The sequence below is a fragment of the Plantibacter sp. CFBP 8798 genome, assembly GCF_014841195.1.
Classification (GTDB): domain Bacteria; phylum Actinomycetota; class Actinomycetes; order Actinomycetales; family Microbacteriaceae; genus Plantibacter; species Plantibacter auratus.
In genome coordinates this window covers 1,357,466-1,377,989 of record NZ_JACYTS010000001.1, presented here as the reverse complement: position 1 = coordinate 1,377,989, position 20,524 = coordinate 1,357,466, and the positions used below count along the sequence as shown (strand labels likewise).

The following is a 20,524-nucleotide window of genomic DNA, read 5'->3' as shown; positions in this document are numbered from 1 at the left end:
CCCTCCACGTGGAGAGCGGGGTTCCGTTCGTGTGTCGCTGAACCTACTTGGCGTCCTTCGCGGGAGCCTCGTCGGTGGTCTCGCCGGCGTCGACGGACTCGCCGTCGGTCTCGGTCGCCTCGACGGCTTCCGTCGCCTCTGCGTCGGCTTCGACCTCGGCGGGGGTCTCCTCGGCCGGAGCCTCGTCGACCGGCGCTGCGGCGTGCTTCGCGGACTGCTTGGCCGGCTTCGCCTTCGGCGTGACGGGCTCGAGGACGAGCTCGATCACGGCCATCGGAGCGTTGTCGCCCTTGCGGTAACCGGTCTTGATGATGCGCGTGTAGCCACCCTGACGGTCGGCGACGAGGGGCGCGATCTCCGTGAAGAGCTCGTGGACGACGCTCTTGTCGGTGATGGTCGCGAGCACCCGACGGCGGGCGTGCAGGTCGCCGCGCTTCGCGAAGGTGATCAGGCGCTCAGCGAGCGGACGCAGGCGCTTCGCCTTGGTCTCGGTGGTCTGGATGCGCTTGTGGGTGAACAGCGCAGCAGCGAGGTTGGCGAGCAGGAGACGCTCGTGGGCAGGTCCGCCTCCGAGGCGGGGTCCCTTGGTGGGAGTAGGCATTCTTGTCTCTCTTCAGGTTGGAAAGTCGTCAGGTGGATCGCGTGCTAGGAGACGGTCTCGTCGTCGTAGCCGCTGTAGAAGTGGGCGCCGTCGAACCCGGGAACCGAGTCCTTCAGGGAGAGGCCCATTTCGGTGAGCTTGTCGCGAACTTCATCCACCGACTTCTGTCCGAAGTTGCGGATGTTCATGAGCTGCGTCTCCGACAGCGCGACGAGCTCGCTGACGTTGTTGATGCCCTCGCGCTTGAGGCAGTTGTACGAGCGCACGGAGAGGTCGAGGTCCTCGATCGGGATCGAGAGCTCGCCCGGCAGCACGGCGTCGACCGGCGCGGGGCCGATCTCGATGCCCTCTGCGGCGGTGTTGAGCTCGCGAGCCAGGCCGAACAGCTCGGTCAGCGTACGACCGGCCGACGCGATGGCGTCGCGCGGCGTGATGGCCGGCTTCGACTCGACGTCGACGACCAGGCGGTCGAAGTCGGTGCGCTCACCGGCACGAGTCGCCTCGACGCGGTAGGTCACCTTGAGGACGGGCGAGTAGATCGAGTCGACGGGGATCTGACCGGCTTCGCTGAACTCGTTGCGGTTCTGCGTGGCCGACACGTAGCCGCGGCCACGCTCGATCGTGAGCTCGAGCTCGAACTTCGCCTTGTCGTTGAGGGTCGCGATGACGAGGTCCGGGTTGTGGACCTCGACGCCGGCCGGAGCCGAGATGTCGGCTGCGGTGACCTGGCCTGCGCCGGTCTTGCGGAGATACGCCGTGATCGGCTCGTCGTGCTCACTGGAGACGACGAGGCCCTTGATGTTCAGGATGATCTCGGTGACGTCTTCCTTGACACCGGGGATCGTGCTGAACTCGTGCAGCACGCCGTCGATGCGGATGCTGGTGACGGCTGCTCCCGGAATGGACGACAGCAGGGTGCGACGGAGCGAGTTCCCGAGGGTGTACCCGAAGCCTGGCTCGAGCGGCTCGATGATGAACCGGCTGCGGAACTCCGAGATGGATTCTTCGGTGAGCGTAGGGCGCTGTGCGATGAGCACTATGGATTCCTTTCGGCTAAGTGTCCGCTATATGACACTTGCGTTGGCGAGGTAGTGAATGGTGTTCGCTGGCCCTGGTCACCAGGACCATGCCGTGATCCGTCCGCGGCGATCAGACGATCGCTACGGACGGATCACGGCCGGTGAACCGAAGGAATTAGACGCGGCGACGCTTCGGGGGGCGGCAGCCGTTGTGTGCCTGAGGCGTGACGTCGTTGATCGAGCCGACCTCGAGGCCTGCGGCCTGGAGGGAACGGATCGCGGTCTCGCGGCCGGAGCCGGGTCCCTTGACGAAGACGTCGACCTTCTTCATGCCGTGCTCCTGCGCCTGACGAGCAGCCGACTCGGCGGCGAGCTGTGCGGCGAACGGGGTCGACTTGCGCGAACCCTTGAAGCCGACGCCACCGGACGAAGCCCAGCTGATGACCGCGCCCGAGGGGTCGGTGATCGAGACGATCGTGTTGTTGAACGTCGACTTGATGTGGGCCTGGCCCACGGCGATGTTCTTCTTTTCCTTCTTACGCGGCTTCCGAACGGCCGACTTTGGTGCTGCCATGAATATCTCCTGAGTCCTATGACGAGGCGACTAGGCGGGGCCTAGCGAGCCTTCTTCTTGCCGGCGACGGTGCGCTTCGGGCCCTTGCGGGTGCGCGCGTTGGTCTTGGTGCGCTGGCCGCGGACCGGAAGTCCACGACGGTGACGGATGCCCTGGTAGGACCCGATCTCCACCTTGCGGCGGATGTCGGCGGCGACCTCACGGCGGAGGTCACCCTCGACCTTGAAGGTGCCCTCGATGTAATCGCGCAGGGCGATCAACTGGTCATCGGTGAGATCCTTCACGCGGATGTCTCCGCTGATGCCGGTGTCGGCGAGGGTCTTGAGTGACCGCGTGCGGCCAACACCGTAGATGTACGTCAGTGCAACTTCCACGCGCTTGTCGCGTGGGATGTCTACGCCGGCGAGACGTGCCATGGTGGCTTCTCCTAGGAGTTGTGGAGGTGTGGAGCAGTTCCGGTGCTCGGGCCTCCGACCCGAGGTGTCACCCGCGGCGCACGATGTGCTGCGGGATCTGGAACTGCCGTTAGAGGGGTGGTGCTGTGGTGCTCAGGGCTGCGTGCTGCAGATCCTCTGAGATCAACCCTGGCGCTGCTTGTGGCGCGGGTTCTCGCAGATGACCATGACGCGGCCGTTGCGACGGATGACCTTGCACTTGTCGCAGATCTTCTTGACGCTGGGCTTGACCTTCATAGTTCTCTCTTTTCGCTGTCATCGTGCCGGGCCCACCACCGGATGGTGGCGGCGCGTCCGGCCGTTACTTACAGCGCGACCTACTTGTAGCGGTAGACGATCCGACCACGGGTCAGGTCGTAGGGGGTCAGTTCCACGATCACGCGGTCCTCTGGGAGGATGCGGATGTAGTGCTGACGCATTTTGCCCGAAATGTGGGCAAGTACCTTGTGTCCGTTGGTCAGCTCAACGCGGAACATCGCGTTGGGCAGAGCCTCGACCACTTGGCCCTCGATCTCGATGACGCCGTCTTTTTTGGCCATAGCCTCACTGTCGCTCAGGTTGAGTCGCACTGGTCGTGCGGATGGATTGCGGTGCGGATGTCGGCTCGCCGAAGGCATGCAGAAAGCACCAAAGATCGATTCTATGCTATGTTTCCGGGTTTCGCCAACTCGACGTCGGCCAGGGCCCGTCAGTCGGTGCGGGAGCGCAGCGCGTCGTTGATCTGCGCCGTGAGACCGGCGTCCATCGGCAGCGGGCGTCCGTCCACGGCACGCACCGGCGCGGCCAGTCGGACGCTGGAGAGCAGCCATGCCGCCTCCGCGTCGAGCACGTCCTCCGGTGTCAGCATCCGGTACTCGTGCGGGAACCCCTGCTCCTCGAGATGGGCCCAGAGCGCGAGCTGCGTGGTGCCGGGCAGGATCCCACTCGACGGAGGCGGTGTCACGAAACTGCCGCCGATCCGCACGACCACGGTGGAGGTCGGGCCCTCGAGGACGAAGCCGTCGCTGCTGACGAAGAGCACGTCGTCCGCTCCACGTCGGTGCGCCTCCCGGAGCGCGGCCATGTTGACCGCGTACGACAGCGTCTTGGCGCCGGCGAGCAGCCACGGCGAACGCTCCTGCACATCGCTCGCGAGACCGCGGTCGAGCAGGACGACCTCGATGCCGTTCTCACGCTCGGGGAAGCCGTCAGCCGGCGTCGCCGAGATCCACGCGGTCGGGCGCCCGCCACTCCCCCGCGTCACGACGAGTCGGACGGCGCTCTGATCGACGTCGGGGAGTTCCGCGATCGCGCGCGAGATCGCGAGCCGCCACTGTGCGTGGTTCGGCGCGGGCAGATCGAGGATGGTCGCCGACTCGGTCAGCCGATCGAGATGCGCGTCGACCGACTGCGGGTGCCGGCCGACGACACCGATCGTCTCGAAGATCCCGTCCCCCCGCGCGGGGCCCAGATCGAAGACGCTCAAGACGCCGGACCCGTCGCCGGCCGGCGTGATCGTGGCCGCGAGGTCGGCGTCGTCGATGACGGTGTCCGCTGGGAGGACGTCGAGAAGGAACACGATCGGCACGCTCATGCCGAGCAACTCTACCGGGACGGACGAGGTCGGGACGGCGACCGGGCTGACGCTCGGTCAGGCGGGACGGACCGGGGTGACGCCGAACGCGGCGAGAGCCTCGGCGCCGCCGTCGTGAGCGGTCAGGACCCAGATGCCGTCGCGGTGCACGGCGACGCTGTGCTCCCAGTGCGCAGCCGAACCACCGTCGAGCGTGGCGACGGTCCATTCGTCGTCACGGACGAAGGTGTCGGGGCTCCCGGCGACCACCATCGGTTCGATGGCCACCACGAGTCCGGGCTTCACTTCGGGGCCACGCTGGCGGACACGGTAGTTGAACACCGGCGGCGCCTCGTGCATCGTGCGTCCGATGCCGTGCCCCACGTAGTCGGTGAGGATCCCGTAGGGCTTCCCCTCGGGCGAGTGGTCCTCGACGTACTCCTCGATCGCGGCACCGACCTGGTTGAGGTGTCGGGCGGTCGCGAGCTCGGCGATCCCGGCCCACAGCGAACCCTCCGTCACCGCCGAGAGCCGCTCGCGCTCGGTGACGAGCTCCGGGCGCGTGGGATCCGGCAGCACGATGGTCATCGCGGAGTCGCCGTTCCAGCCGTCGATCTCGGCGCCGCTGTCGATCGACACGATGTCGCCCGCCTGCAGCACGCGTGACCCGGGGATGCCGTGGACCACGTCCTCGTTGACCGAGGTGCAGACCGTGTGCCGATAGCCGGGGACGAGCTTGAAGTTGGAGTGCCCGCCGGCCGCGACGATGGCCGCCTCGGCAGCCGCATCGAGTTGCAGCGTCGTCACCCCGGGGGCGACGAGCGCGCGCACTGCATCGAGCGAGGCCGCTGTGGCCAGCCCCGGCGCGAGCATCGCGCGGATCTGGTCAGGGGTCTTGTAGATCGACTTCCGGAACACCGTGGTGGACGTGTCCGTGCGTCAGACGGCCGGGACGATGATGCCGCGGGCGGCGAGGGCGGCATCGATCCGCGCGGTGACCTCGTCGACCTCACCGAGGCCGTCGACCGCCACGACGAGCCCGCGAGCGGTGAAGACCTCGATCAGCGGCGCGGTCTCGTGTGCGTAGAGGTCGAGCCGGTGGCGGATGACCTCTTCCGTGTCGTCGGTGCGACCCTGCTCGGCGGCACGCTTGAGGAGTCGAGCGACGACTTCTTCTGTGTCGGCCTGCAGCTGCACGACAGCATTGAGGCTCGCGTCGTTCTCCGCGAGCAGCGCGTCCAGCGCGACCACCTGGTCGGTGGTCCGCGGATACCCGTCGAGCAAGAACCCCTCGACGGCGTCGGGCTGGTGGAGCCGGTCGCGGACGATCTCGTTCGTCAACGAGTCGGGAACGTACCCGCCCTCGCTCACGATCGCCTGGACCTGCTTCCCGAGCGCCGTACCCTCCTTGATGTTCGCGCGGAAGATGTCGCCCGTCGAGATCGCGGGGATGTCGAAGCGCTCCGCGAGGAAGGCCGCCTGGGTGCCCTTGCCGGATCCCGGAGGACCGACGATGAGCAGACGGGGCTTGCCGGCTGCCGCGCTCAACGCAGGAGCCCTTCGTAGTGACGCTGCTGGAGCTGCGAGTCGATCTGCTTGACCGTCTCGAGCCCGACACCGACGATGATGAGGATCGATGCGCCGCCGAACGGGAAGTTGGCGTTCGCGCCCACCAACGCCAGGGCGATGAGCGGCAGGAGCGCGATCAACCCCAGGTAGATCGATCCGGGCAGGGTCACGCGGGTCAGCACGTAGTCGAGGTATTCGGCCGTCGGGCGTCCGGCACGGATGCCGGGGATGAACCCGCCGTACTTCTTCATGTTGTCGGCGACCTCTTCGGGGTTGAAGGTGATCGCGACGTAGAAGTAGGTGAAGCCGACGATGAGCAGGAAGTACATGAGCATGTACAGCGGGTGGTCGCCCTTGGTGAGGTACTGCTGGATCCACAGGACCCAGGGTGCCGGGGTGCCGGTCGTCGGCTGGTTGAACTGCGCGATGAGGGCCGGCAGGTACAGGATCGACGACGCGAAGATGACGGGCACCACACCGGCCATGTTGACCTTGATGGGGATGTAGGTGTTGTTGCCGCCGTACGTCCGGCGTCCGACCATGCGCTTCGCGTACTGCACCGGGATGCGACGTTGCGACTGCTCGACGAAGACGACGAGTCCGACGATCACGAGGCCGACGGCGAGTACGAGGAGGAAGACCTCCGGGCCCTTCGCGGTCCAGATGGCGGCCAGCGAGCCCGGGAAGGTGGCTGCGATCGAGGTGAAGATGAGGAGCGACATGCCGTTGCCGACGCCGCGCTCGGTGACGAGCTCGGCCATCCACATGACGAGGCCGGTGCCCGCGGTCATGGTGACGACCATGAGGAGCATGCCGTACCAGGTGCCGCCCTGGGCGGTGATGAGGTCGGCGCAGACGCCGCCCTGGTTGCCGAACAGTGCACCGCTCTTGGCGACCGTGATGAGCGTCGTCGACTGGAGGATGCCGAGGAAGATCGTGAGGTACCGCGTGTACTGCGTCAGCTTGCCCTGGCCGGCCTGACCTTCTTTGTGCAGCGTCTCGAAGTGCGGGATGACCACGCGGAGGAGCTGGACGATGATCGACGCGGTGATGTAGGGCATGATGCCCAGCGCGAAGATGGAAAGTTGAAGGAGCGCGCCACCACTGAAGAGGTTGACGAGCTCGTAGAGGCCTGATGCGCCGGCGGCCTGCTGGTTCGCGAGGCACTGCTGCACGTTCGGGAAGTTCACGAACGGAGCGGGGATGAAGGACCCCAGCCGGTAGATGGCGATGATCCCGAGCGTGAACCCGATCTTGCGACGAAGATCCGGGGTCCGGAAGATCCGGCCGATGGCGCTGAACAAAAGGGGCCTCCTGTGAGATGTTGCGGGGTCGGCCCGGGTGACCGGCATGATGCCGGCCACCCGAGTGAGCTCCTGTGCGGAGCCGGCCGAGGGCTACTTGACGCTGCCCCCGGCTGCCACGATCTTCTGCTCAGCTGAGCCGGAGACCTTGTCAACCGCGACATTCAGCTTAACCGAGATGTCACCGTTTCCGAGAACCTTGACCTTCTCGTTCTTCCGGACGGCACCCTTGGCGACGAGGTCCACCGTGGTGACGTCGCCACCCTTCGGGTACAGCTCGGCGAGCTTCTCCAGGTTCACGACCTGGTACTCGACGCGGAAGGGGTTCTTGAAGCCACGGAGCTTCGGGGTGCGCATGTGCAGCGGCATCTGCCCACCCTCGAAGCCGACCTTGACGTTGTAACGCGCCTTCGTACCCTTGGTACCGCGACCAGCGGTCTTACCCTTGGACGCCTCACCACGGCCGACGCGCATCCGGGACTTCTTGGCTCCGGCGGCCGGACGCAGGTGGTGCACCTTCAGGACCTGCTCGCGCTTCTCAGCGGGCTCGTCCTTCGCGGGCTTCTTGGCGGCAGCAGCCTTGGGGGCAGCCTTCGCCTTGGGCTCGGCCTTCGCGGCAGCCGTCTTCGGAGCTGCCTTCGCAGCGGCCTTGGGGGCCTTCTCCTCAGTGGTTTCGTTCTTCTCAGCCATTAGTCGATCTCCTCAACCTGTACGAGGTGAGCAACAGTGTTCACGTAGCCGCGGTTCTGCGCGTTGTCCGGGCGGACGACGACAGCACCGATGCGACGGAGACCCAGGCTGCGAAGCGTGTCGCGCTGGTTCTGCTTCTCACTAATTCTGCCCTTGATCTGGGTGATCCTCAGCTGGGCCATCAGGCACCTACCTTCGCAGCAGCGGCCGCCTGAACGGCCTCTGCCTCTGCACGGAGCAGGCGGGCCGGAGCGACCTGGTCGAACTCGAGACCACGACGGGCTGCAACGGCACGAGGTTCCTCGAGCTGCTTCAGCGCCGTGACGGTCGCGTGGACGATGTTGATCGTGTTGGACGAACCGAGCGACTTGCTCAGCACGTCGTGGATGCCGGCGCACTCGAGGACGGCGCGGACGGGACCACCGGCGATGACACCGGTACCAGCGGCGGCGGGGCGCAGGAGCACCACACCGGCTGCTGCCTCACCCTGGGTGGGGTGCGGGATGGTCGAGCCGACGCGCGGGACGCGGAAGAAGTTCTTCTTCGCCTCTTCGACGCCCTTCGCGATCGCGAGCGGGACTTCGCGAGCCTTGCCGTAGCCGACGCCGACCATGCCGTTGCCGTCACCGACGACCACGAGGGCGGTGAAGCTGAAGCGACGACCACCCTTCACGACCTTCGAGACACGGTTGATGGTCACGACGCGCTCCAGGAACTGGCTCTTGTCGCTGTCGCGGCTACCGCGGTCGCGGTTGGGGTTGCGCTCGCGGCCTCCGCGGCGCGCCTCGCGCGGCTCGCGGTCGCCGGTGGGCGCCGTCGATGCCGCGGTCTCGACCGGGGCCTCGGCCACGGTCGCCACAGGCTCTTGCTGCTGCTTGTTGTCTTCGCTCACAGGTTCAATCCGCCCTCTCGAGCACCATCGGCAATTGCTGCCACGCGACCTGCGTAGCGGTTGCCTCCACGGTCAAATACGACATCGTCGATGCCGGCTGCCTTGGCACGCTCGGCGATGAGTTCGCCGACCTTGCGCGACTTGGCGGTCTTGTCGCCGTCGAACGTCCGGAGGGTGTCCTCCATGGTCGAGGCGGAGACGAGGGTGTGACCCTTCGTGTCATCGACAACCTGCACGAACACGTGACGGGCTGAACGGTTGACGACGAGGCGCGGACGGACCGCGGTGCCCTCGACCTTCTTGCGCAGACGCGTGTGGCGACGGCCACGTGCGGCAGTCTTCGTTGGACGAGCCATGGTTACTTACCAGCCTTTCCGGCCTTGCGACGCACGATCTCGCCGGCGTAGCGCACACCCTTGCCCTTGTACGGCTCGGGCTTGCGGATCTTACGGATGTTGGCGGCGACCTCGCCGACGGCCTGCTTGTCGATACCGGCGACCGTGAGCTTGTTGTTGCCCTCGACGGTCAGCGTGATGCCGACCGGCGGCTCGACGGTGACGGGGTGCGAGAAGCCGAGCGCGAACTCGACGGCGCTGCCCTTCTGAGCGACGCGGTAACCGGTACCGACGACCTCGAGGCCCTTGGTGTAGCCCTGGGTGACGCCGATGATCTGGTTCGCGATGAGCGTGCGGGTCAGGCCGTGGAGCGAGCGCGAGTTGCGCTCGTCGTCGGGACGCGTGACGAGCAGCTGTGCGTCTTCGAGCTTGACCTCGATGGGGCTCGCGACGGTGAGCTGAAGCTCACCCTTCGGGCCCTTGACGGTGACGTTCTGACCGGCGACGTCGATGGTGACGCCTGCCGGGATGTCGATGGGGAGTCTTCCAATACGAGACATGACTGGCTACCACACGTAGGCGAGGACTTCCCCACCCACGCCCTTCTTCTCGGCCTGGCGGTCCGTGAGGAGGCCGCTGGAGGTGGACAGGATGACGACGCCGAGGCCGCCGAGGACCTTGGGGATCTCGTTCGACTTCGCGTAGACGCGGAGGCCGGGCTTCGAGACGCGCTTGATGCCGGCGATGGAGCGCTCGCGGTTCGGGCCGAACTTGAGGCTCAGCGAGAGCGTCTGTCCGACGGCCGCGTCAGCGACCTCCCAGCCGGAGATGTAGCCCTCGGACTTGAGGATCTCGGCGATGTTCACCTTGAGCTTGGAGTGCGGCATCGACACGGTGTCGTGGTGCGCCGAGTTCGCATTGCGCAGTCTGGTCAGCATGTCTGCGACCGGATCTGTCATGGTCATATCGAGTGTTTCCTTTGTTCACCAGGTTTCGACATCCTGTGCAAGGGTGCCGACCTGTGGTGGTTGAACCGTTCTGGGCAGGAGTGCCCCGAACGGGCGGAAGCCCGGTCCTCGACATACACCGAGGACCGGGCAGAAGCTCAGCCTACTTGGACTCAGCCGCCTTGAACGGGAAGCCGAGCGCCTTGAGCAGCGCGCGACCCTCGTCGTCGTTCTTGGCCGTGGTCACGACAGTGATGTCGAAGCCGCGGACACGATCGATCTTGTCCTGGTCGATCTCGTGGAACATGGACTGCTCCTGGAGACCGAAGGTGTAGTTGCCGTTGCCGTCGAACTGCTTGTCCGAGAGACCGCGGAAGTCGCGGATACGCGGAAGAGCGAGGCTCAGCAGGCGGTCGAGGAACTCCCAAGCGCGGTCGCCACGAAGCGTGACGTGGGCGCCGATGGGCTGACCCTCGCGCAGCTTGAACTGCGCGATGGACTTGCGTGCCTTGGTGACCTGCGGCTTCTGGCCGGTGATCTTGGTGAGGTCCGAAACAGCGCCGTCGATGACCTTGCTGTCGCGAGCGGCCTCGCCCACACCGGTGTTGACGACGACCTTCACGAGTCCGGGCACCTGGTGCACGTTCGTGAAGCCGAAGTCCTTCTGCAGCTGCGGAAGGATCTCAGCGCGGTACTTCTGCTTGAGACGGGGCTGGATTTTGCCAGTCGCCACTTCTGTGTCGGTCATTACAGGTCCTTACCTGACTTCTTGGCGTAACGAACGCGGACCGTCTTGGTGACGCCGTCCTTCGTGACTTCCTCGTTGCGGTGGCCGACCTTGGTCGGGCCCTTGGTCTCCGGGTCGACGAGCGCGACGTTGGAGATGTGGATCGAAGCCTCGACGGTCTCGATGCCGCCGGTCTTGGTTCCACGCTGGGTCTGGCCGACACGGGAGTGCTTCGTGACGTAGTTGACGCCCTCCACGATCACCCGGTTCTTGTCCGCCAGGACCTCGATGACGCGACCCTGCTTGCCGCGGTAACCACCGCGGTCCTGCTTCGGGCCGGAGACGATCTGAACCAGGTCGCCCTTCTTGATCTTTGCCATGACTTAGATAACCTCCGGCGCCAACGAGACGATCTTCATGAACTTCTTGTCACGAAGCTCGCGACCGACCGGTCCGAAGATGCGGGTACCACGGGGGTCCCCGTCAGCCTTCAGGATGACAGCGGCGTTCTCGTCGAACTTGATGTACGAACCGTCGGAACGACGGGTCTGCTTGCGGGTGCGGACGATGACCGCCTTGACGACGTCGCCCTTCTTGACGTTGCCACCGGGGATCGCGTCCTTGACGGTCGCGACGATGGTGTCACCGAGGCCCGCGTAGCGGCGGCCGGAGCCACCGAGCACGCGAATGGTCAGGAGCTCCTTGGCGCCGGTGTTGTCGGCGACCTTGACTCGTGATTCTTGCTGAAGCATTGTTCGCTTTCCTCTCAGTAAGCCGCGAGGCCTACTTGGCCTTCTCGAGAATCTCGACCAGACGCCAGCGCTTGGTGGCGCTGGTGGGGCGGGTCTCGCTGATCAGGACGAGGTCGCCGATGCCGGCGGAGTTCGCCTCGTCGTGAGCCTTGACCTTGGAGGTGCGGCGGATGACCTTGCCGTAGAGCGGGTGCTTCACGCGGTCCTCGACCTCGACGACGATGGTCTTCTCCATCTTGTCGCTGGTCACCAGACCACGGCGGGTCTTGCGGTAGCCACGAGCAGCGGCGTCCTTGACGTCGTGCTCGGCCGACTCGTGACCCTCGGGGGCCTTGTCAGTAGCGGTAGCCATGTCTAGGCCTCCTTCGTGGTCTCGGCGTCGGCTGCAGCGGTGTCCTCGGACTTCGGTGCGGCCTTGGCCTTCTTGGTCTTCTTCTCAGCCTTGGCCTCGACGACCTCGACGGTCGGCGTGGCACGGATGCCGAGCTCGCGCTCACGGATGACCGTGTAGATGCGAGCGATGTCGCGCTTCACGGCGCGCAGGCGGCCGTGGTTCTCGAGCTGCCCCGTGGCCGACTGGAAGCGCAGGTTGAACAGCTCTTCCTTGGCCTTGCGGAGCTCCTCGAGGAGGCGCTGGTCTTCAAAGGTGTCGAGCTCGACGGGGGTGAGCTCCTTGGATCCGATCGCCATTATGCGTCGCCCTCCTCGCGCTTGATGATGCGTGCCTTGAGGGGCAGCTTGTGGATTGCACGGGTGAGCGCTTCGCGGGCCAGGGTCTCATCGACTCCGGCGACCTCGAACAGCACACGACCCGGCTTGACGTTCGCGACCCACCACTCGGGCGAACCCTTACCGGAACCCATGCGGGTTTCGGCGGGCTTCTTGGTCAGCGGACGGTCGGGGTAGATGTTGATCCACACCTTTCCGCCACGCTTGATGTGACGCGTCATGGCGATACGAGCGGACTCGATCTGACGGTTGGTCACGTAAGCGGGCGTCAGGGCCTGGATACCGTACTCACCGAACGACACCTTGGTGCCACCGGTCGCCTGGCCGGAACGGCCGGGGTGGTGCTGCTTCCGGTGCTTGACTTTGCGTGGGATCAACATGGTTATGCCTCAACTCCTGCGGCGGCGGGCGCCTCAGCAGCTGCCTTGGGGGCGCTGCTCGGACCGGCGTTCCGACGGGGGCGGTCGCCACCGTCGCGACGTTCCGGACGCGTCGACTTCTGGTTGGCCTGCTCGCGAGCAAGCTCCTTGTTGGTGATGTCGCCCTTGTAGATCCAGACCTTCACGCCGATGCGGCCGAACGTGGTCTTCGCCTCGTAGAAGCCGTAGTCGATGTTCGCGCGGAGCGTGTGCAGCGGCACACGGCCTTCGCGGTAGAACTCGGAACGGCTCATCTCGGCGCCGCCGAGGCGGCCGGACACCTGGATGCGGACACCCTTGACGGTGGACGTGCGCTGAGCGCCCTGCAGGCCCTTACGCATCGCGCGGCGGAAGGCCACACGTGCGGAGAGCTGCTCGGCGATGCCCTGCGCGACGAGCTGAGCGTCGGCCTCGGGGTTCTTGACCTCGAGGATGTTCAGCTGGATCTGCTTCTTCGTGAGCTTCTCGAGGTCGGCGCGGATGCGCTCGGCCTCGGCGCCACGGCGACCGATCACGATGCCCGGACGGGCGGTGTGGATGTCGACGCGGACGCGGTCACGGGTGCGCTCGATCTCGATGCGGCTGACACCAGCGCGGTCGAGCGAGGTCGCCAGCAGACGGCGGATCTTGACGTCTTCCGCGACGAAGTCGCTGTAACGCTGACCCTTCTTCGTGCTGTCGGAGAACCAACGCGACACGTGGTCGGTCGTGATTCCCAGACGGAAGCCGTATGGATTGACTTTCTGACCCATTACTTGCTCACCTTCTTGGCCTTGGCAGCGCCGGCAGTCTCATCAGGCGTCGAGAGCTCGACGGTGATGTGGCTGGTGCGCTTGAGGATGCGGAACGCGCGGCCCTGTGCGCGGGGACGGAAACGCTTGAGGGTTGCACCCTCATCGACGTACGCCTTCGCGATGTACAGGTCCTGCTCGTCAAGGAACACGTTGTCCTTGTCGGCCGTGACGCGAGCGTTCGCGATGGCCGAGGCAACGAGCTTGTAGATGGGCTCGCTGGCGCTCTGTGGTGCGAACTTCAGGATGGCCAAGGCCTCCTGAGCCTGCTTGCCACGGATGAGCGCGACGACACGACGGGCCTTCTGGGGGGTGACGCGGATGTGTCGCACGCGGGCGATCGACTCCACCATTTCTCTTCCTCCTTCACGTCACCGCGTTAGCGGCGACGGCCCTTCTTGTCGTCCTTCACGTGTCCACGGAAGGTGCGGGTGGGCGCGAACTCGCCGAGCTTGTGCCCGACCATCGTCTCGGTGACGAACACCGGGATGTGCTTGCGACCGTCGTGGACGGCGATGGTGTGACCCAGCATCGCCGGGATGATCATCGATCGACGCGACCAGGTCTTGATCACGTTCTTGTTGTTGGCCTCGTTCGCCGTGACGACCTTGCGGAGCAGGTGGTCGTCGACGAAGGGGCCCTTCTTGAGACTGCGTGGCATCTTCTCTTACTCCTACTTACGCTTCTTGCCGGCGGTACGACGACGAACGATGAGCTTGTCGCTTTCCTTGTTGGGGTGGCGCGTGCGGCCTTCCTTCTGGCCCCACGGGCTGACCGGGTGACGTCCACCGGAGGTCTTGCCCTCACCACCACCGTGCGGGTGGTCGATCGGGTTCATCGCGACACCACGGACGGTCGGGCGGACGCCCAGCCAGCGCTTACGGCCGGCCTTACCCCAGTTGATGTTCGACTGCTCGGCGTTGCCGACTTCACCGATGGTGGCGCGGCAGCGCAGGTCGACGTTGCGGATCTCGCCGGACGGCAGACGGAGCTGCGCGTACGGGCCGTCCTTCGCGACGAGACGCACCGATGCACCCGCGGAGCGGGCCATCTTCGCGCCGCCGCCGGGACGGAGCTCGATCGCGTGGATGACCGTACCGGTGGGGATGTTCTTCAGCGGCAGGTTGTTCCCGGGCTTGATGTCCGCGCCGGCACCCGACTCGACCACGTCGCCCTGGCTGAGCTTGTTCGGAGCGAGGATGTACCGCTTGGTGCCGTCCACGAAGTGGAGCAGCGCGATACGCGCGGTGCGGTTGGGGTCGTACTCGATGTGAGCGACCTTGGCGTTGACGCCGTCCTTGTCGTTGCGACGGAAGTCGATCAGACGGTACTGGCGCTTGTGGCCACCACCGATGTGACGCGTCGTGATGCGGCCCTGGTTGTTGCGACCACCGGTCTTCGACAACGGACGAAGCAGCGACTTCTCCGGCGTGGTGCGGGTGATCTCCGCGAAGTCCGCGACAGACGAACCGCGACGACCAGGAGTCGTGGGCTTGTACTTACGAATAGCCATTTCTTATTCCTCTTCGTTCCCGGCCGTCTTAGCCAACAGCCGTGAAGATGTCGATGGAACCCGACTTGAGCGACACGATGGCGCGCTTGGTGTCCTTGCGCTTGCCGGTGCCGAACTTGGTGCGACGGGTCTTGCCCTGACGGGTGAGGGTGTTGATCGAAGCGACCTCGACACCGAAGATCTTCTCGATGGCGAGCTTGATCTCGGTCTTGTTCGAGCGCGGGTCGACGAGGAAGGTGTACTTGCCCTCGTCGATCAGGCTGTAGCTCTTCTCGGAGACGACCGGCGCGAAGATGACGTCGCGGGGGTCCTTGTTGATCGCGGTCATGCCGAGACCTCCTCGGTTGCGGCCGTGTTGCCGGTCTTGCTGGCGACGAATGCCTCGAAGGCGGCCTTGGTGAAGACGATGTCGTCGGAGACGAGCACGTCGTATGCGTTCAGCTGGTCGTACGACAGCACGTGCACGTTCTGCAGGTTGCGGACGCTGCGGAGGCTGACCTCGTCGTCGCGCTGGAGGACGATCAGGACGTGCTTCGAGGAAGCGACGTTCGTCAGGTACTCGGACACGGCCTTCGTCGACGGCTTCTCACCGATCGAGAGGGAGTCGACGACGTGCAGGCGGCTGCCGCGTGCGCGGTCGGAGATGGCGCCGAGGAGAGCCGCGGCGATCATCTTCTTGGGGGTGCGCTGTGCGTAGTTGCGGGGCACTGGACCGTGGACGATGCCACCGCCGGTCATCTGAGGTGCACGGATGGAGCCCTGACGAGCGTTACCCGTACCCTTCTGCTTGAACGGCTTGCGGCCGGCACCGGACACTTCGCCGCGGCGCTTGGTCTTGTGCGTCCCCTGGCGGGCGGCAGCGAGCTGCGCGACGACCACCTGGTGGATGAGCGGGATGTTGGTCTGAACGTCGAACACCTCGGCAGGAAGGTCGACGGTGCCGGCCTTCTTGAGCTTGGTGTCGAGCACGTCGAGAGTAGCGATAGCCATGGAACTACGCTCCCTTCACTGCGGTGCGGACGAATACGATGCGGCCACGAGCGCCGGGAACGGCACCCTTGACGAGCAGCAGGCCCTTCTCGGCGTCGATGGCGTGAACGCGGAGGTTCAGCACGGTGACGCGCTCGCCACCCATACGACCGGCCATGCGCATGCCCTTGAAGACACGGCTCGGGGTCGAGGAGGCGCCGATGGAGCCCGGCTTGCGGTGGTTGCGGTGAGCACCGTGAGATGCGCCCGTTCCCTTGAAGTTGTGACGCTTCATGACACCGGCGAAACCCTTACCCTTCGAAGTGCCGACGACGTCGACCTTCTGGCCGGCCTCGAAGACACCGTCGACGGTGAGCTCCTGGCCGAGCGAGTACTCGGATGCGTCGGCGGTGCGGACCTCGGTGAGGTGACGACGCGGCGTCACGCCGGCCTTGTCGAAGTGACCCGCGTCAGGCTTGCTGACCTTGCGGGGATCGATCTGGCCGTACGCGATCTGCACGGCGTCGTAGCCGTCGACCTCGGGGGTGCGAACCTGCGTGACCACGTTGGGCGTGATCTCGATGACGGTGACGGGAACGAGCTTGTTGTTCTCGTCCCACACCTGGGTCATGCCGAGCTTGGTGCCGAGCAGACCCTTGCTGGTCTTCGTGTTAGACATGTCTTCCTTCCGTCTCTACCGAGCTCAGAGCTTGATCTCGATGTTGACGTCCGCCGGCAGGTCGAGACGCATGAGCGAGTCGACGGCCTTCGGGGTCGGGTCGATGATGTCGATCAGACGCTTGTGGGTGCGCATTTCGAAGTGCTCCCGGCTGTCCTTGTACTTGTGCGGCGAACGGATCACGCAGACCACGTTCTTCTCCGTCGGAAGCGGCACGGGGCCGACGACGGTTGCGCCTGCACGGGTGACCGTGTCGACGATCTTGCGCGCCGAAGTATCGATGACCTCATGGTCATACGACTTCAGTCGGATGCGGATCTTCTGTCCCGCCATGTGTGACTCACTCTCTGTCTCGCGTCGTGCGGATCGCTCCGTATTGGACGCATATCGTGCGCTTTGCAACGTTCGGTTGCTCCGCGCCATTGGCACTACTGGTGTCGCACCACTGTTCTGCTGTCAACGACCACTCGTGTCTTGCGACCCTCGTGGTCATCCACCGGCATCCACCCCGACTCGTGGTCGGCGCTGGGCGTAGCACTGCTACGACCTGGATTGCGATGAAGTGATTGGTGTTCTGCTACCCGCGGCCTAGGCTCGATCCCTGTCGCGTTGCCGCGTCTGGGAGCTCCTATGCACTACCTGGCAGTGATCCGCCGGAGCGCGCACGGGCACGCTCGTCCGAAATACTGAACTGGACTAGTTTGCCACGGATCCACCATGCGTGCAACCCGGGCGTGTCGCGCGCGGCGGATGGTCAGGATCCGCCCAGTCTCGGGCGTCGAGAGCACCGAGGAGCTGCTGCTCAGCAGGGCTCGACGACGTTGTCGACCTCGACCGGACGCACCCCCGGGGTGCCCTCGAACCGCACCGCGTCGACCGTCGCGCCGGACACGTCCGCATCGACGTCGAGCGTCACCGTCGCGCCCGGCGCGATCGCCACCACCACGTAGGCCACCGGGCGTCCGTCGTCCGATCCGGCCGTGTACGGGACCTCGACGCCGTCAACCCGGACCGAACGGATGTCGGCGCCGTCGGGCGAGTAGGCCATGACCCGCAGGCGCATCCAACCACGTGGGAGTCCCTCACGCTCGTGGAACCCCGCGATGTAGTCGAACGCCCCCGTGTCGAGGTCCGGCTCCGTGTCGACCGTGTTGGAGAGCTCCGACGTGACCATCACCGTGCGGGCTCCGTCGACGTCGCACGACCCCGCACGGACACGGACCTGCTGTCGGAGGTAGTACTCGAGCTTGGACCCGACCGCGTCCGAGAGGTACAGCCCGAACGGCACCGAACGAGACGAACGCTCGGGCAGGGCGCCGCCGAGCCCGGCGAGCACCAGCGCCCGCTCCTCGACGCGGTCGGGACTCCAGGCGAGCAGACGCCGCTCGTCGACCGCCTGGACCCAGCCGTCGATCGCCCGGGGCACCTCCATGGACCCCGCCTGCAGCTGCGACGCGAGCGCCTGCACGACGGCGGTGAAGGTCGCGTCCTGGGCCCGGTTCGCCTCGTCGCTGAGACCGGGGTGGTCTCGGTACACGCTGTTCAGGAGCTCGTCGACCACCGTCTCGCTCGACACCTCCGTGCCGTCGGCCAGCTCCACGGGGCCGGTCGCTCGCAGCAGGTGGGACAACGCGACCGGATCCACGGCCAGCACGAGGTCCGGCACGACGCCCTGGCTCTCCTCCCACAGCCGCGAGGCCACCTGCGCACCGTACGGGAAGTCCGGCCGCGCCGTCACCTCATGGATGGAGGCGCCTGCTGCAGCGTAGCCCTCGGTCCGGTAGAGCGCGTCGGCATCGGCCGGCAGGGGCACCACCGGATCGGCGTGCGACACGAAGTCCGCGCCGCCGAGGGTCCTGGTCACGCTGAGCACCCCCTCCTCGATGTGCACGAGCACCGAAGCTCCTGCGATGCCGCCGAGGGCCCGGCTCTCCGCCGAGTTCTGGAACAGCACGACAACGTCTCGCGGACCCTCCTCCCCCAGGAACCCGGGCAGCGCCCGAAGCACCGGTGCGAGCCGCGCGGCGAGCGATGAGGCCTCGCGCAGCGGTCCGTCGAGTCCACCCAGCGCCGACACCACCTGCGGCAGGAGCACCGAACGGTCGAAACGGTCGAGGCGCGCCACCTGCTCCTCGAGTCGCTCGAGCGCACGCGCCGAGCTCCGGGCGAGTCTCCCCACTCGCTCCGTGTCCAGTCGCCCGTCGACCGCCAGTCCGTCGAGGGACAGGGCGAGGACCGGCTCGACGACCTCGTGGACGACCACGTGCGCCGCCTCGACGGCCGTGCGCACCGCCTCGAAGTTCGCCCCGGAGACGGGCACGCGTTCCGCAAGCCACCAGTCAGGCCGCTGCGTCGACGCCAGTGCCCGCTCGACCGCATCTCCTGCACGCTCCACGGCGGCAGGATCGATCGCGTCGGTTCCGCCGCCATCGCCACCCGCCCGGATCGTCTCGAGCTCCGGCAGGACCGACTCGAGCTCCTCCCGGACGGACACGGCCTCCACCGCCGCCGACACGGAGGCTCCAGCGATGCCGAGCAGGACGGACAGGGCGACGGCGCTCGGGATCAGGACACGTGGGCGCGACAGACCACGCGGGCGGATGGACGAACGGGACACGGTCACCTCGGGCGGCTCGATGCAGAATGGGTCAACCGATATCTTACATATGAGTCGCTGGATTGCCGATCGGCCGACAGCGCGCACGACGAAGGGCCCGGAGCGAAATGCTCCGGGCCCTTCGTGTGGAACCGTGCCGACCCTGAGGTCGATCAGGGATTCGCGTCAGCGGATGCTTACGCGAGCACCTTGGTGACGGTGCCGGCGCCGACGGTGCGGCCACCCTCGCGGATGGCGTAGCCGAGGCCGACCTCCATGGCGATGGGCTGGATCAGCTCAACGGTCATGTCGGTGGTGTCGCCGGGCATGACCATCTCGGTGCCCTCGGGCAGCGTGATGACGCCGGTGACGTCGGTGGTGCGGAAGTAGAACTGCGGACGGTAGTTCGCGTAGAACGGGTTGTGACGCCCACCCTCATCCTTGGACAGGATGTACGCGGTGCCCTCGAAGTTCGTGTGCGGCGTGACCGAACCCGGCTTCACGACGACCTGGCCGCGCTCGACGTCTTCACGCTTCGTGCCACGGAGCAGGAGACCACAGTTCTCGCCGGCCCATGCCTCGTCGAGCTGCTTGTGGAACATCTCGATACCCGTGACGATCGTCTTCTGCGTCGGGCGGATGCCGACGATCTCGACCTCGGAGTTGATCGCGAGCGTGCCACGCTCGGCGCGGCCCGTGACGACGGTTCCACGACCGGTGATCGTGAAGACGTCCTCGATCGGCATGAGGAAGGGCTTGTCCTTGTCGCGCACGGGGTCGGGGACGTTGGCGTCCACGGCGTCCATGAGGTCGAGGATGCTCTGCACCCACTTCTCGTCGCCCTCGAGCGCCTTGAGGCCCGAGACGCGGACGACCGGTGCGTCCTCAGCGAAGCCCTGCGAGGCGAGGAGCTCGGAGACCTCGAGCTCGACGAGCTCCAGGATCTCCTCGTCGTCGACCATGTCGGACTTGTTCAGCGCGACGAGCAGGTAGGGGACGCCGACCTGCTTGGCGAGCAGCACGTGCTCACGCGTCTGAGCCATCGGGCCGTCAGTGGCGGCGACGACCAGGATCGCGCCGTCCATCTGCGCAGCACCGGTGATCATGTTCTTGATGTAGTCAGCGTGACCGGGGGCGTCGACGTGCGCGTAGTGGCGCTTCGGGGTCTCGTACTCGACGTGCGAGATGTTGATCGTGATACCACGCTGACGCTCTTCCGGCGCGGAGTCGATCGACGCGAAGTCGCGCTGCACGTTGGTCGCGGACGGGAACTTGTCCGCCAGGACCTTCGAGATCGCCGCGGTGAGCGTGGTCTTGCCGTGGTCGACGTGACCGATCGTACCGATGTTGACGTGCGGCTTGGTCCGCTCGAACTTGGCCTTTGCCACTGTGAGTCCTCCTCAGGACGTTG

32 protein-coding genes are annotated in these 20,524 nt (G+C 66.0%); all 32 read right to left on the bottom strand.

Annotated features, from left to right (window positions below):
• Positions 1-43 precede the first annotated feature (43 nt).
• The 32 genes from rplQ to tuf all read right to left on the bottom strand — a co-directional run bounded on the left by rplQ (position 44) and on the right by tuf (position 20,501).
• A complete protein-coding gene (rplQ, locus tag IFU30_RS06515; RefSeq protein ID WP_064296687.1) occupies positions 44-601 on the bottom strand; it encodes a 50S ribosomal protein L17 in 558 nt (185 codons plus the stop codon).
• A 44-nt stretch (positions 602-645) separates the two neighbouring features.
• Positions 646-1,638 carry a DNA-directed RNA polymerase subunit alpha gene (locus IFU30_RS06510; protein ID WP_056008091.1) on the bottom strand — a complete coding sequence of 331 codons (993 nt, stop codon included), beginning with the start codon at positions 1,636-1,638 and terminating at the stop codon, positions 646-648.
• 157 nt (positions 1,639-1,795) lie between these two features.
• The gene (rpsK, locus tag IFU30_RS06505; RefSeq protein ID WP_056008094.1) at positions 1,796-2,194 is read right to left on the bottom strand and encodes a 30S ribosomal protein S11; all 399 of its coding nucleotides are present in this window, start codon (positions 2,192-2,194) and stop codon (positions 1,796-1,798) included.
• A 41-nt stretch (positions 2,195-2,235) separates the two neighbouring features.
• Complete coding sequence (gene rpsM / locus IFU30_RS06500) at positions 2,236-2,610, bottom strand: 30S ribosomal protein S13 (RefSeq protein WP_064296688.1); 375 nt, start codon at positions 2,608-2,610, stop codon at positions 2,236-2,238.
• A gap of 162 nt (positions 2,611-2,772) precedes the next feature.
• Positions 2,773-2,886 (bottom strand): 50S ribosomal protein L36, encoded by a 114-nt coding sequence (gene rpmJ, locus IFU30_RS06495; protein WP_021759549.1) that lies wholly within the window; start codon positions 2,884-2,886, stop codon positions 2,773-2,775.
• Positions 2,887-2,966: 80 nt separating this feature from the next.
• Complete coding sequence (gene infA / locus IFU30_RS06490) at positions 2,967-3,188, bottom strand: translation initiation factor IF-1 (protein ID WP_017885304.1); 222 nt, start codon at positions 3,186-3,188, stop codon at positions 2,967-2,969.
• 149 nt (positions 3,189-3,337) lie between these two features.
• Complete coding sequence (locus tag IFU30_RS06485) at positions 3,338-4,222, bottom strand: aminodeoxychorismate lyase (protein ID WP_197977385.1); 885 nt, start codon at positions 4,220-4,222, stop codon at positions 3,338-3,340.
• 57 nt (positions 4,223-4,279) lie between these two features.
• Entirely contained in the window at positions 4,280-5,119 is an 840-nt protein-coding gene (gene map / locus IFU30_RS06480) for a type I methionyl aminopeptidase (protein ID WP_192004670.1), read from the bottom strand.
• A gap of 21 nt (positions 5,120-5,140) precedes the next feature.
• Positions 5,141-5,749 (bottom strand): adenylate kinase, encoded by a 609-nt coding sequence (locus IFU30_RS06475; protein ID WP_192004669.1) that lies wholly within the window; start codon positions 5,747-5,749, stop codon positions 5,141-5,143.
• Complete coding sequence (gene secY / locus IFU30_RS06470; RefSeq protein ID WP_064296691.1) at positions 5,746-7,074, bottom strand: preprotein translocase subunit SecY; 1,329 nt, start codon at positions 7,072-7,074, stop codon at positions 5,746-5,748. The genes IFU30_RS06475 and secY overlap by 4 nt, the downstream gene beginning before the upstream one ends.
• Before the next feature lie 93 nt (positions 7,075-7,167).
• Positions 7,168-7,764: a 50S ribosomal protein L15 gene (gene rplO / locus IFU30_RS06465; protein ID WP_079705265.1), complete on the bottom strand. Its 597-nt coding sequence runs from the start codon at positions 7,762-7,764 to the stop codon at positions 7,168-7,170.
• On the bottom strand, positions 7,764-7,946 hold the full coding sequence (rpmD, locus tag IFU30_RS06460) for a 50S ribosomal protein L30 (RefSeq protein ID WP_079001710.1): 183 nt from the start codon (positions 7,944-7,946) through the stop codon (positions 7,764-7,766). The genes rplO and rpmD overlap by 1 nt, the downstream gene beginning before the upstream one ends.
• Positions 7,946-8,614: a 30S ribosomal protein S5 gene (gene rpsE / locus IFU30_RS20635; RefSeq protein WP_229939737.1), complete on the bottom strand. Its 669-nt coding sequence runs from the start codon at positions 8,612-8,614 to the stop codon at positions 7,946-7,948. Before rpsE ends, rpmD begins: the two co-directional genes overlap by 1 nt.
• A gap of 38 nt (positions 8,615-8,652) precedes the next feature.
• Entirely contained in the window at positions 8,653-9,012 is a 360-nt protein-coding gene (rplR, locus tag IFU30_RS06450; RefSeq protein ID WP_064296693.1) for a 50S ribosomal protein L18, read from the bottom strand.
• Positions 9,013-9,014: 2 nt separating this feature from the next.
• Positions 9,015-9,551 carry a 50S ribosomal protein L6 gene (gene rplF, locus IFU30_RS06445; protein ID WP_064296694.1) on the bottom strand — a complete coding sequence of 179 codons (537 nt, stop codon included), beginning with the start codon at positions 9,549-9,551 and terminating at the stop codon, positions 9,015-9,017.
• Positions 9,552-9,557: 6 nt separating this feature from the next.
• A complete protein-coding gene (gene rpsH, locus IFU30_RS06440; protein WP_064296695.1) occupies positions 9,558-9,956 on the bottom strand; it encodes a 30S ribosomal protein S8 in 399 nt (132 codons plus the stop codon).
• Between the two features lie 145 nt (positions 9,957-10,101).
• Entirely contained in the window at positions 10,102-10,686 is a 585-nt protein-coding gene (rplE, locus tag IFU30_RS06435; protein WP_056008119.1) for a 50S ribosomal protein L5, read from the bottom strand.
• Positions 10,686-11,045, bottom strand: coding sequence for a 50S ribosomal protein L24 (gene rplX / locus IFU30_RS06430; protein WP_192004668.1), 360 nt, complete (start codon positions 11,043-11,045; stop codon positions 10,686-10,688). The genes rplE and rplX overlap by 1 nt, the downstream gene beginning before the upstream one ends.
• 3 nt (positions 11,046-11,048) lie before the next feature.
• A complete protein-coding gene (gene rplN, locus IFU30_RS06425; protein WP_064296696.1) occupies positions 11,049-11,417 on the bottom strand; it encodes a 50S ribosomal protein L14 in 369 nt (122 codons plus the stop codon).
• 31 nt (positions 11,418-11,448) lie between these two features.
• Entirely contained in the window at positions 11,449-11,769 is a 321-nt protein-coding gene (rpsQ, locus tag IFU30_RS06420; RefSeq protein ID WP_056008125.1) for a 30S ribosomal protein S17, read from the bottom strand.
• A 2-nt stretch (positions 11,770-11,771) separates the two neighbouring features.
• Positions 11,772-12,107: a 50S ribosomal protein L29 gene (gene rpmC / locus IFU30_RS20630; RefSeq protein WP_079705264.1), complete on the bottom strand. Its 336-nt coding sequence runs from the start codon at positions 12,105-12,107 to the stop codon at positions 11,772-11,774.
• On the bottom strand, positions 12,107-12,526 hold the full coding sequence (gene rplP, locus IFU30_RS06410) for a 50S ribosomal protein L16 (protein ID WP_056008131.1): 420 nt from the start codon (positions 12,524-12,526) through the stop codon (positions 12,107-12,109). Before rplP ends, rpmC begins: the two co-directional genes overlap by 1 nt.
• Positions 12,527-12,528: 2 nt before the next feature.
• The gene (gene rpsC, locus IFU30_RS06405) at positions 12,529-13,317 is read right to left on the bottom strand and encodes a 30S ribosomal protein S3 (RefSeq protein ID WP_064296699.1); all 789 of its coding nucleotides are present in this window, start codon (positions 13,315-13,317) and stop codon (positions 12,529-12,531) included.
• Entirely contained in the window at positions 13,317-13,709 is a 393-nt protein-coding gene (rplV, locus tag IFU30_RS06400) for a 50S ribosomal protein L22 (RefSeq protein ID WP_056008137.1), read from the bottom strand. The genes rpsC and rplV overlap by 1 nt, the downstream gene beginning before the upstream one ends.
• Before the next feature lie 26 nt (positions 13,710-13,735).
• A complete protein-coding gene (gene rpsS / locus IFU30_RS06395) occupies positions 13,736-14,017 on the bottom strand; it encodes a 30S ribosomal protein S19 (RefSeq protein ID WP_064296700.1) in 282 nt (93 codons plus the stop codon).
• Between the two features lie 12 nt (positions 14,018-14,029).
• The gene (rplB, locus tag IFU30_RS06390; RefSeq protein ID WP_064296701.1) at positions 14,030-14,869 is read right to left on the bottom strand and encodes a 50S ribosomal protein L2; all 840 of its coding nucleotides are present in this window, start codon (positions 14,867-14,869) and stop codon (positions 14,030-14,032) included.
• 28 nt (positions 14,870-14,897) lie between these two features.
• Positions 14,898-15,197, bottom strand: coding sequence for a 50S ribosomal protein L23 (rplW, locus tag IFU30_RS06385; protein WP_056008147.1), 300 nt, complete (start codon positions 15,195-15,197; stop codon positions 14,898-14,900).
• On the bottom strand, positions 15,194-15,859 hold the full coding sequence (gene rplD, locus IFU30_RS06380) for a 50S ribosomal protein L4 (protein ID WP_079705263.1): 666 nt from the start codon (positions 15,857-15,859) through the stop codon (positions 15,194-15,196). The genes rplW and rplD overlap by 4 nt, the downstream gene beginning before the upstream one ends.
• Positions 15,860-15,863: 4 nt before the next feature.
• Positions 15,864-16,517, bottom strand: coding sequence for a 50S ribosomal protein L3 (gene rplC / locus IFU30_RS06375; protein ID WP_056008154.1), 654 nt, complete (start codon positions 16,515-16,517; stop codon positions 15,864-15,866).
• A 24-nt stretch (positions 16,518-16,541) separates the two neighbouring features.
• A complete protein-coding gene (gene rpsJ / locus IFU30_RS06370; RefSeq protein WP_005050520.1) occupies positions 16,542-16,850 on the bottom strand; it encodes a 30S ribosomal protein S10 in 309 nt (102 codons plus the stop codon).
• 469 nt (positions 16,851-17,319) lie between these two features.
• Positions 17,320-19,134, bottom strand: a complete 1,815-nt coding sequence (locus tag IFU30_RS20320; RefSeq protein ID WP_192004667.1) for a DUF4012 domain-containing protein — start codon at positions 19,132-19,134, stop codon at positions 17,320-17,322.
• A 176-nt stretch (positions 19,135-19,310) separates the two neighbouring features.
• Complete coding sequence (gene tuf / locus IFU30_RS06360; protein WP_064296705.1) at positions 19,311-20,501, bottom strand: elongation factor Tu; 1,191 nt, start codon at positions 20,499-20,501, stop codon at positions 19,311-19,313.
• Positions 20,502-20,524 lie beyond the last annotated feature (23 nt).

Bases quoted from the DNA above. Each gene is read 5' to 3' on its own strand.
- rplQ (WP_064296687.1), bottom strand. From the start codon at position 601: ATGCCTACTCCCACCAAGGGACCCCGCCTCGGAGGCGGACCTGCCCAC.
- rpsK (WP_056008094.1), bottom strand. From the start codon at position 2,194: ATGGCAGCACCAAAGTCGGCCGTTCGGAAGCCGCGTAAGAAGGAAAAG.
- rpsM (WP_064296688.1), bottom strand. From the start codon at position 2,610: ATGGCACGTCTCGCCGGCGTAGACATCCCACGCGACAAGCGCGTGGAA.
- rpmJ (WP_021759549.1), bottom strand. From the start codon at position 2,886: ATGAAGGTCAAGCCCAGCGTCAAGAAGATCTGCGACAAGTGCAAGGTC.
- infA (WP_017885304.1), bottom strand. From the start codon at position 3,188: ATGGCCAAAAAAGACGGCGTCATCGAGATCGAGGGCCAAGTGGTCGAG.
- IFU30_RS06485 (WP_197977385.1), bottom strand. From the start codon at position 4,222: ATGAGCGTGCCGATCGTGTTCCTTCTCGACGTCCTCCCAGCGGACACC.
- rplO (WP_079705265.1), bottom strand. From the start codon at position 7,764: ATGGCTGAGAAGAACGAAACCACTGAGGAGAAGGCCCCCAAGGCCGCT.
- rpmD (WP_079001710.1), bottom strand. From the start codon at position 7,946: ATGGCCCAGCTGAGGATCACCCAGATCAAGGGCAGAATTAGTGAGAAG.
- rplR (WP_064296693.1), bottom strand. From the start codon at position 9,012: ATGGCTCGTCCAACGAAGACTGCCGCACGTGGCCGTCGCCACACGCGT.
- rplF (WP_064296694.1), bottom strand. From the start codon at position 9,551: ATGTCTCGTATTGGAAGACTCCCCATCGACATCCCGGCAGGCGTCACC.
- rpsH (WP_064296695.1), bottom strand. From the start codon at position 9,956: ATGACCATGACAGATCCGGTCGCAGACATGCTGACCAGACTGCGCAAT.
- rplE (WP_056008119.1), bottom strand. From the start codon at position 10,686: ATGACCGACACAGAAGTGGCGACTGGCAAAATCCAGCCCCGTCTCAAG.
- rplX (WP_192004668.1), bottom strand. From the start codon at position 11,045: ATGGCAAAGATCAAGAAGGGCGACCTGGTTCAGATCGTCTCCGGCCCG.
- rplN (WP_064296696.1), bottom strand. From the start codon at position 11,417: ATGCTTCAGCAAGAATCACGAGTCAAGGTCGCCGACAACACCGGCGCC.
- rpsQ (WP_056008125.1), bottom strand. From the start codon at position 11,769: ATGGCTACCGCTACTGACAAGGCCCCCGAGGGTCACGAGTCGGCCGAG.
- rpmC (WP_079705264.1), bottom strand. From the start codon at position 12,107: ATGGCGATCGGATCCAAGGAGCTCACCCCCGTCGAGCTCGACACCTTT.
- rplP (WP_056008131.1), bottom strand. From the start codon at position 12,526: ATGTTGATCCCACGCAAAGTCAAGCACCGGAAGCAGCACCACCCCGGC.
- rpsC (WP_064296699.1), bottom strand. From the start codon at position 13,317: ATGGGTCAGAAAGTCAATCCATACGGCTTCCGTCTGGGAATCACGACC.
- rplV (WP_056008137.1), bottom strand. From the start codon at position 13,709: ATGGTGGAGTCGATCGCCCGCGTGCGACACATCCGCGTCACCCCCCAG.
- rpsS (WP_064296700.1), bottom strand. From the start codon at position 14,017: ATGCCACGCAGTCTCAAGAAGGGCCCCTTCGTCGACGACCACCTGCTC.
- rplB (WP_064296701.1), bottom strand. From the start codon at position 14,869: ATGGCTATTCGTAAGTACAAGCCCACGACTCCTGGTCGTCGCGGTTCG.
- rplW (WP_056008147.1), bottom strand. From the start codon at position 15,197: ATGACCGCGATCAACAAGGACCCCCGCGACGTCATCTTCGCGCCGGTC.
- rplD (WP_079705263.1), bottom strand. From the start codon at position 15,859: ATGGCTATCGCTACTCTCGACGTGCTCGACACCAAGCTCAAGAAGGCC.
- rplC (WP_056008154.1), bottom strand. From the start codon at position 16,517: ATGTCTAACACGAAGACCAGCAAGGGTCTGCTCGGCACCAAGCTCGGC.
- rpsJ (WP_005050520.1), bottom strand. From the start codon at position 16,850: ATGGCGGGACAGAAGATCCGCATCCGACTGAAGTCGTATGACCATGAG.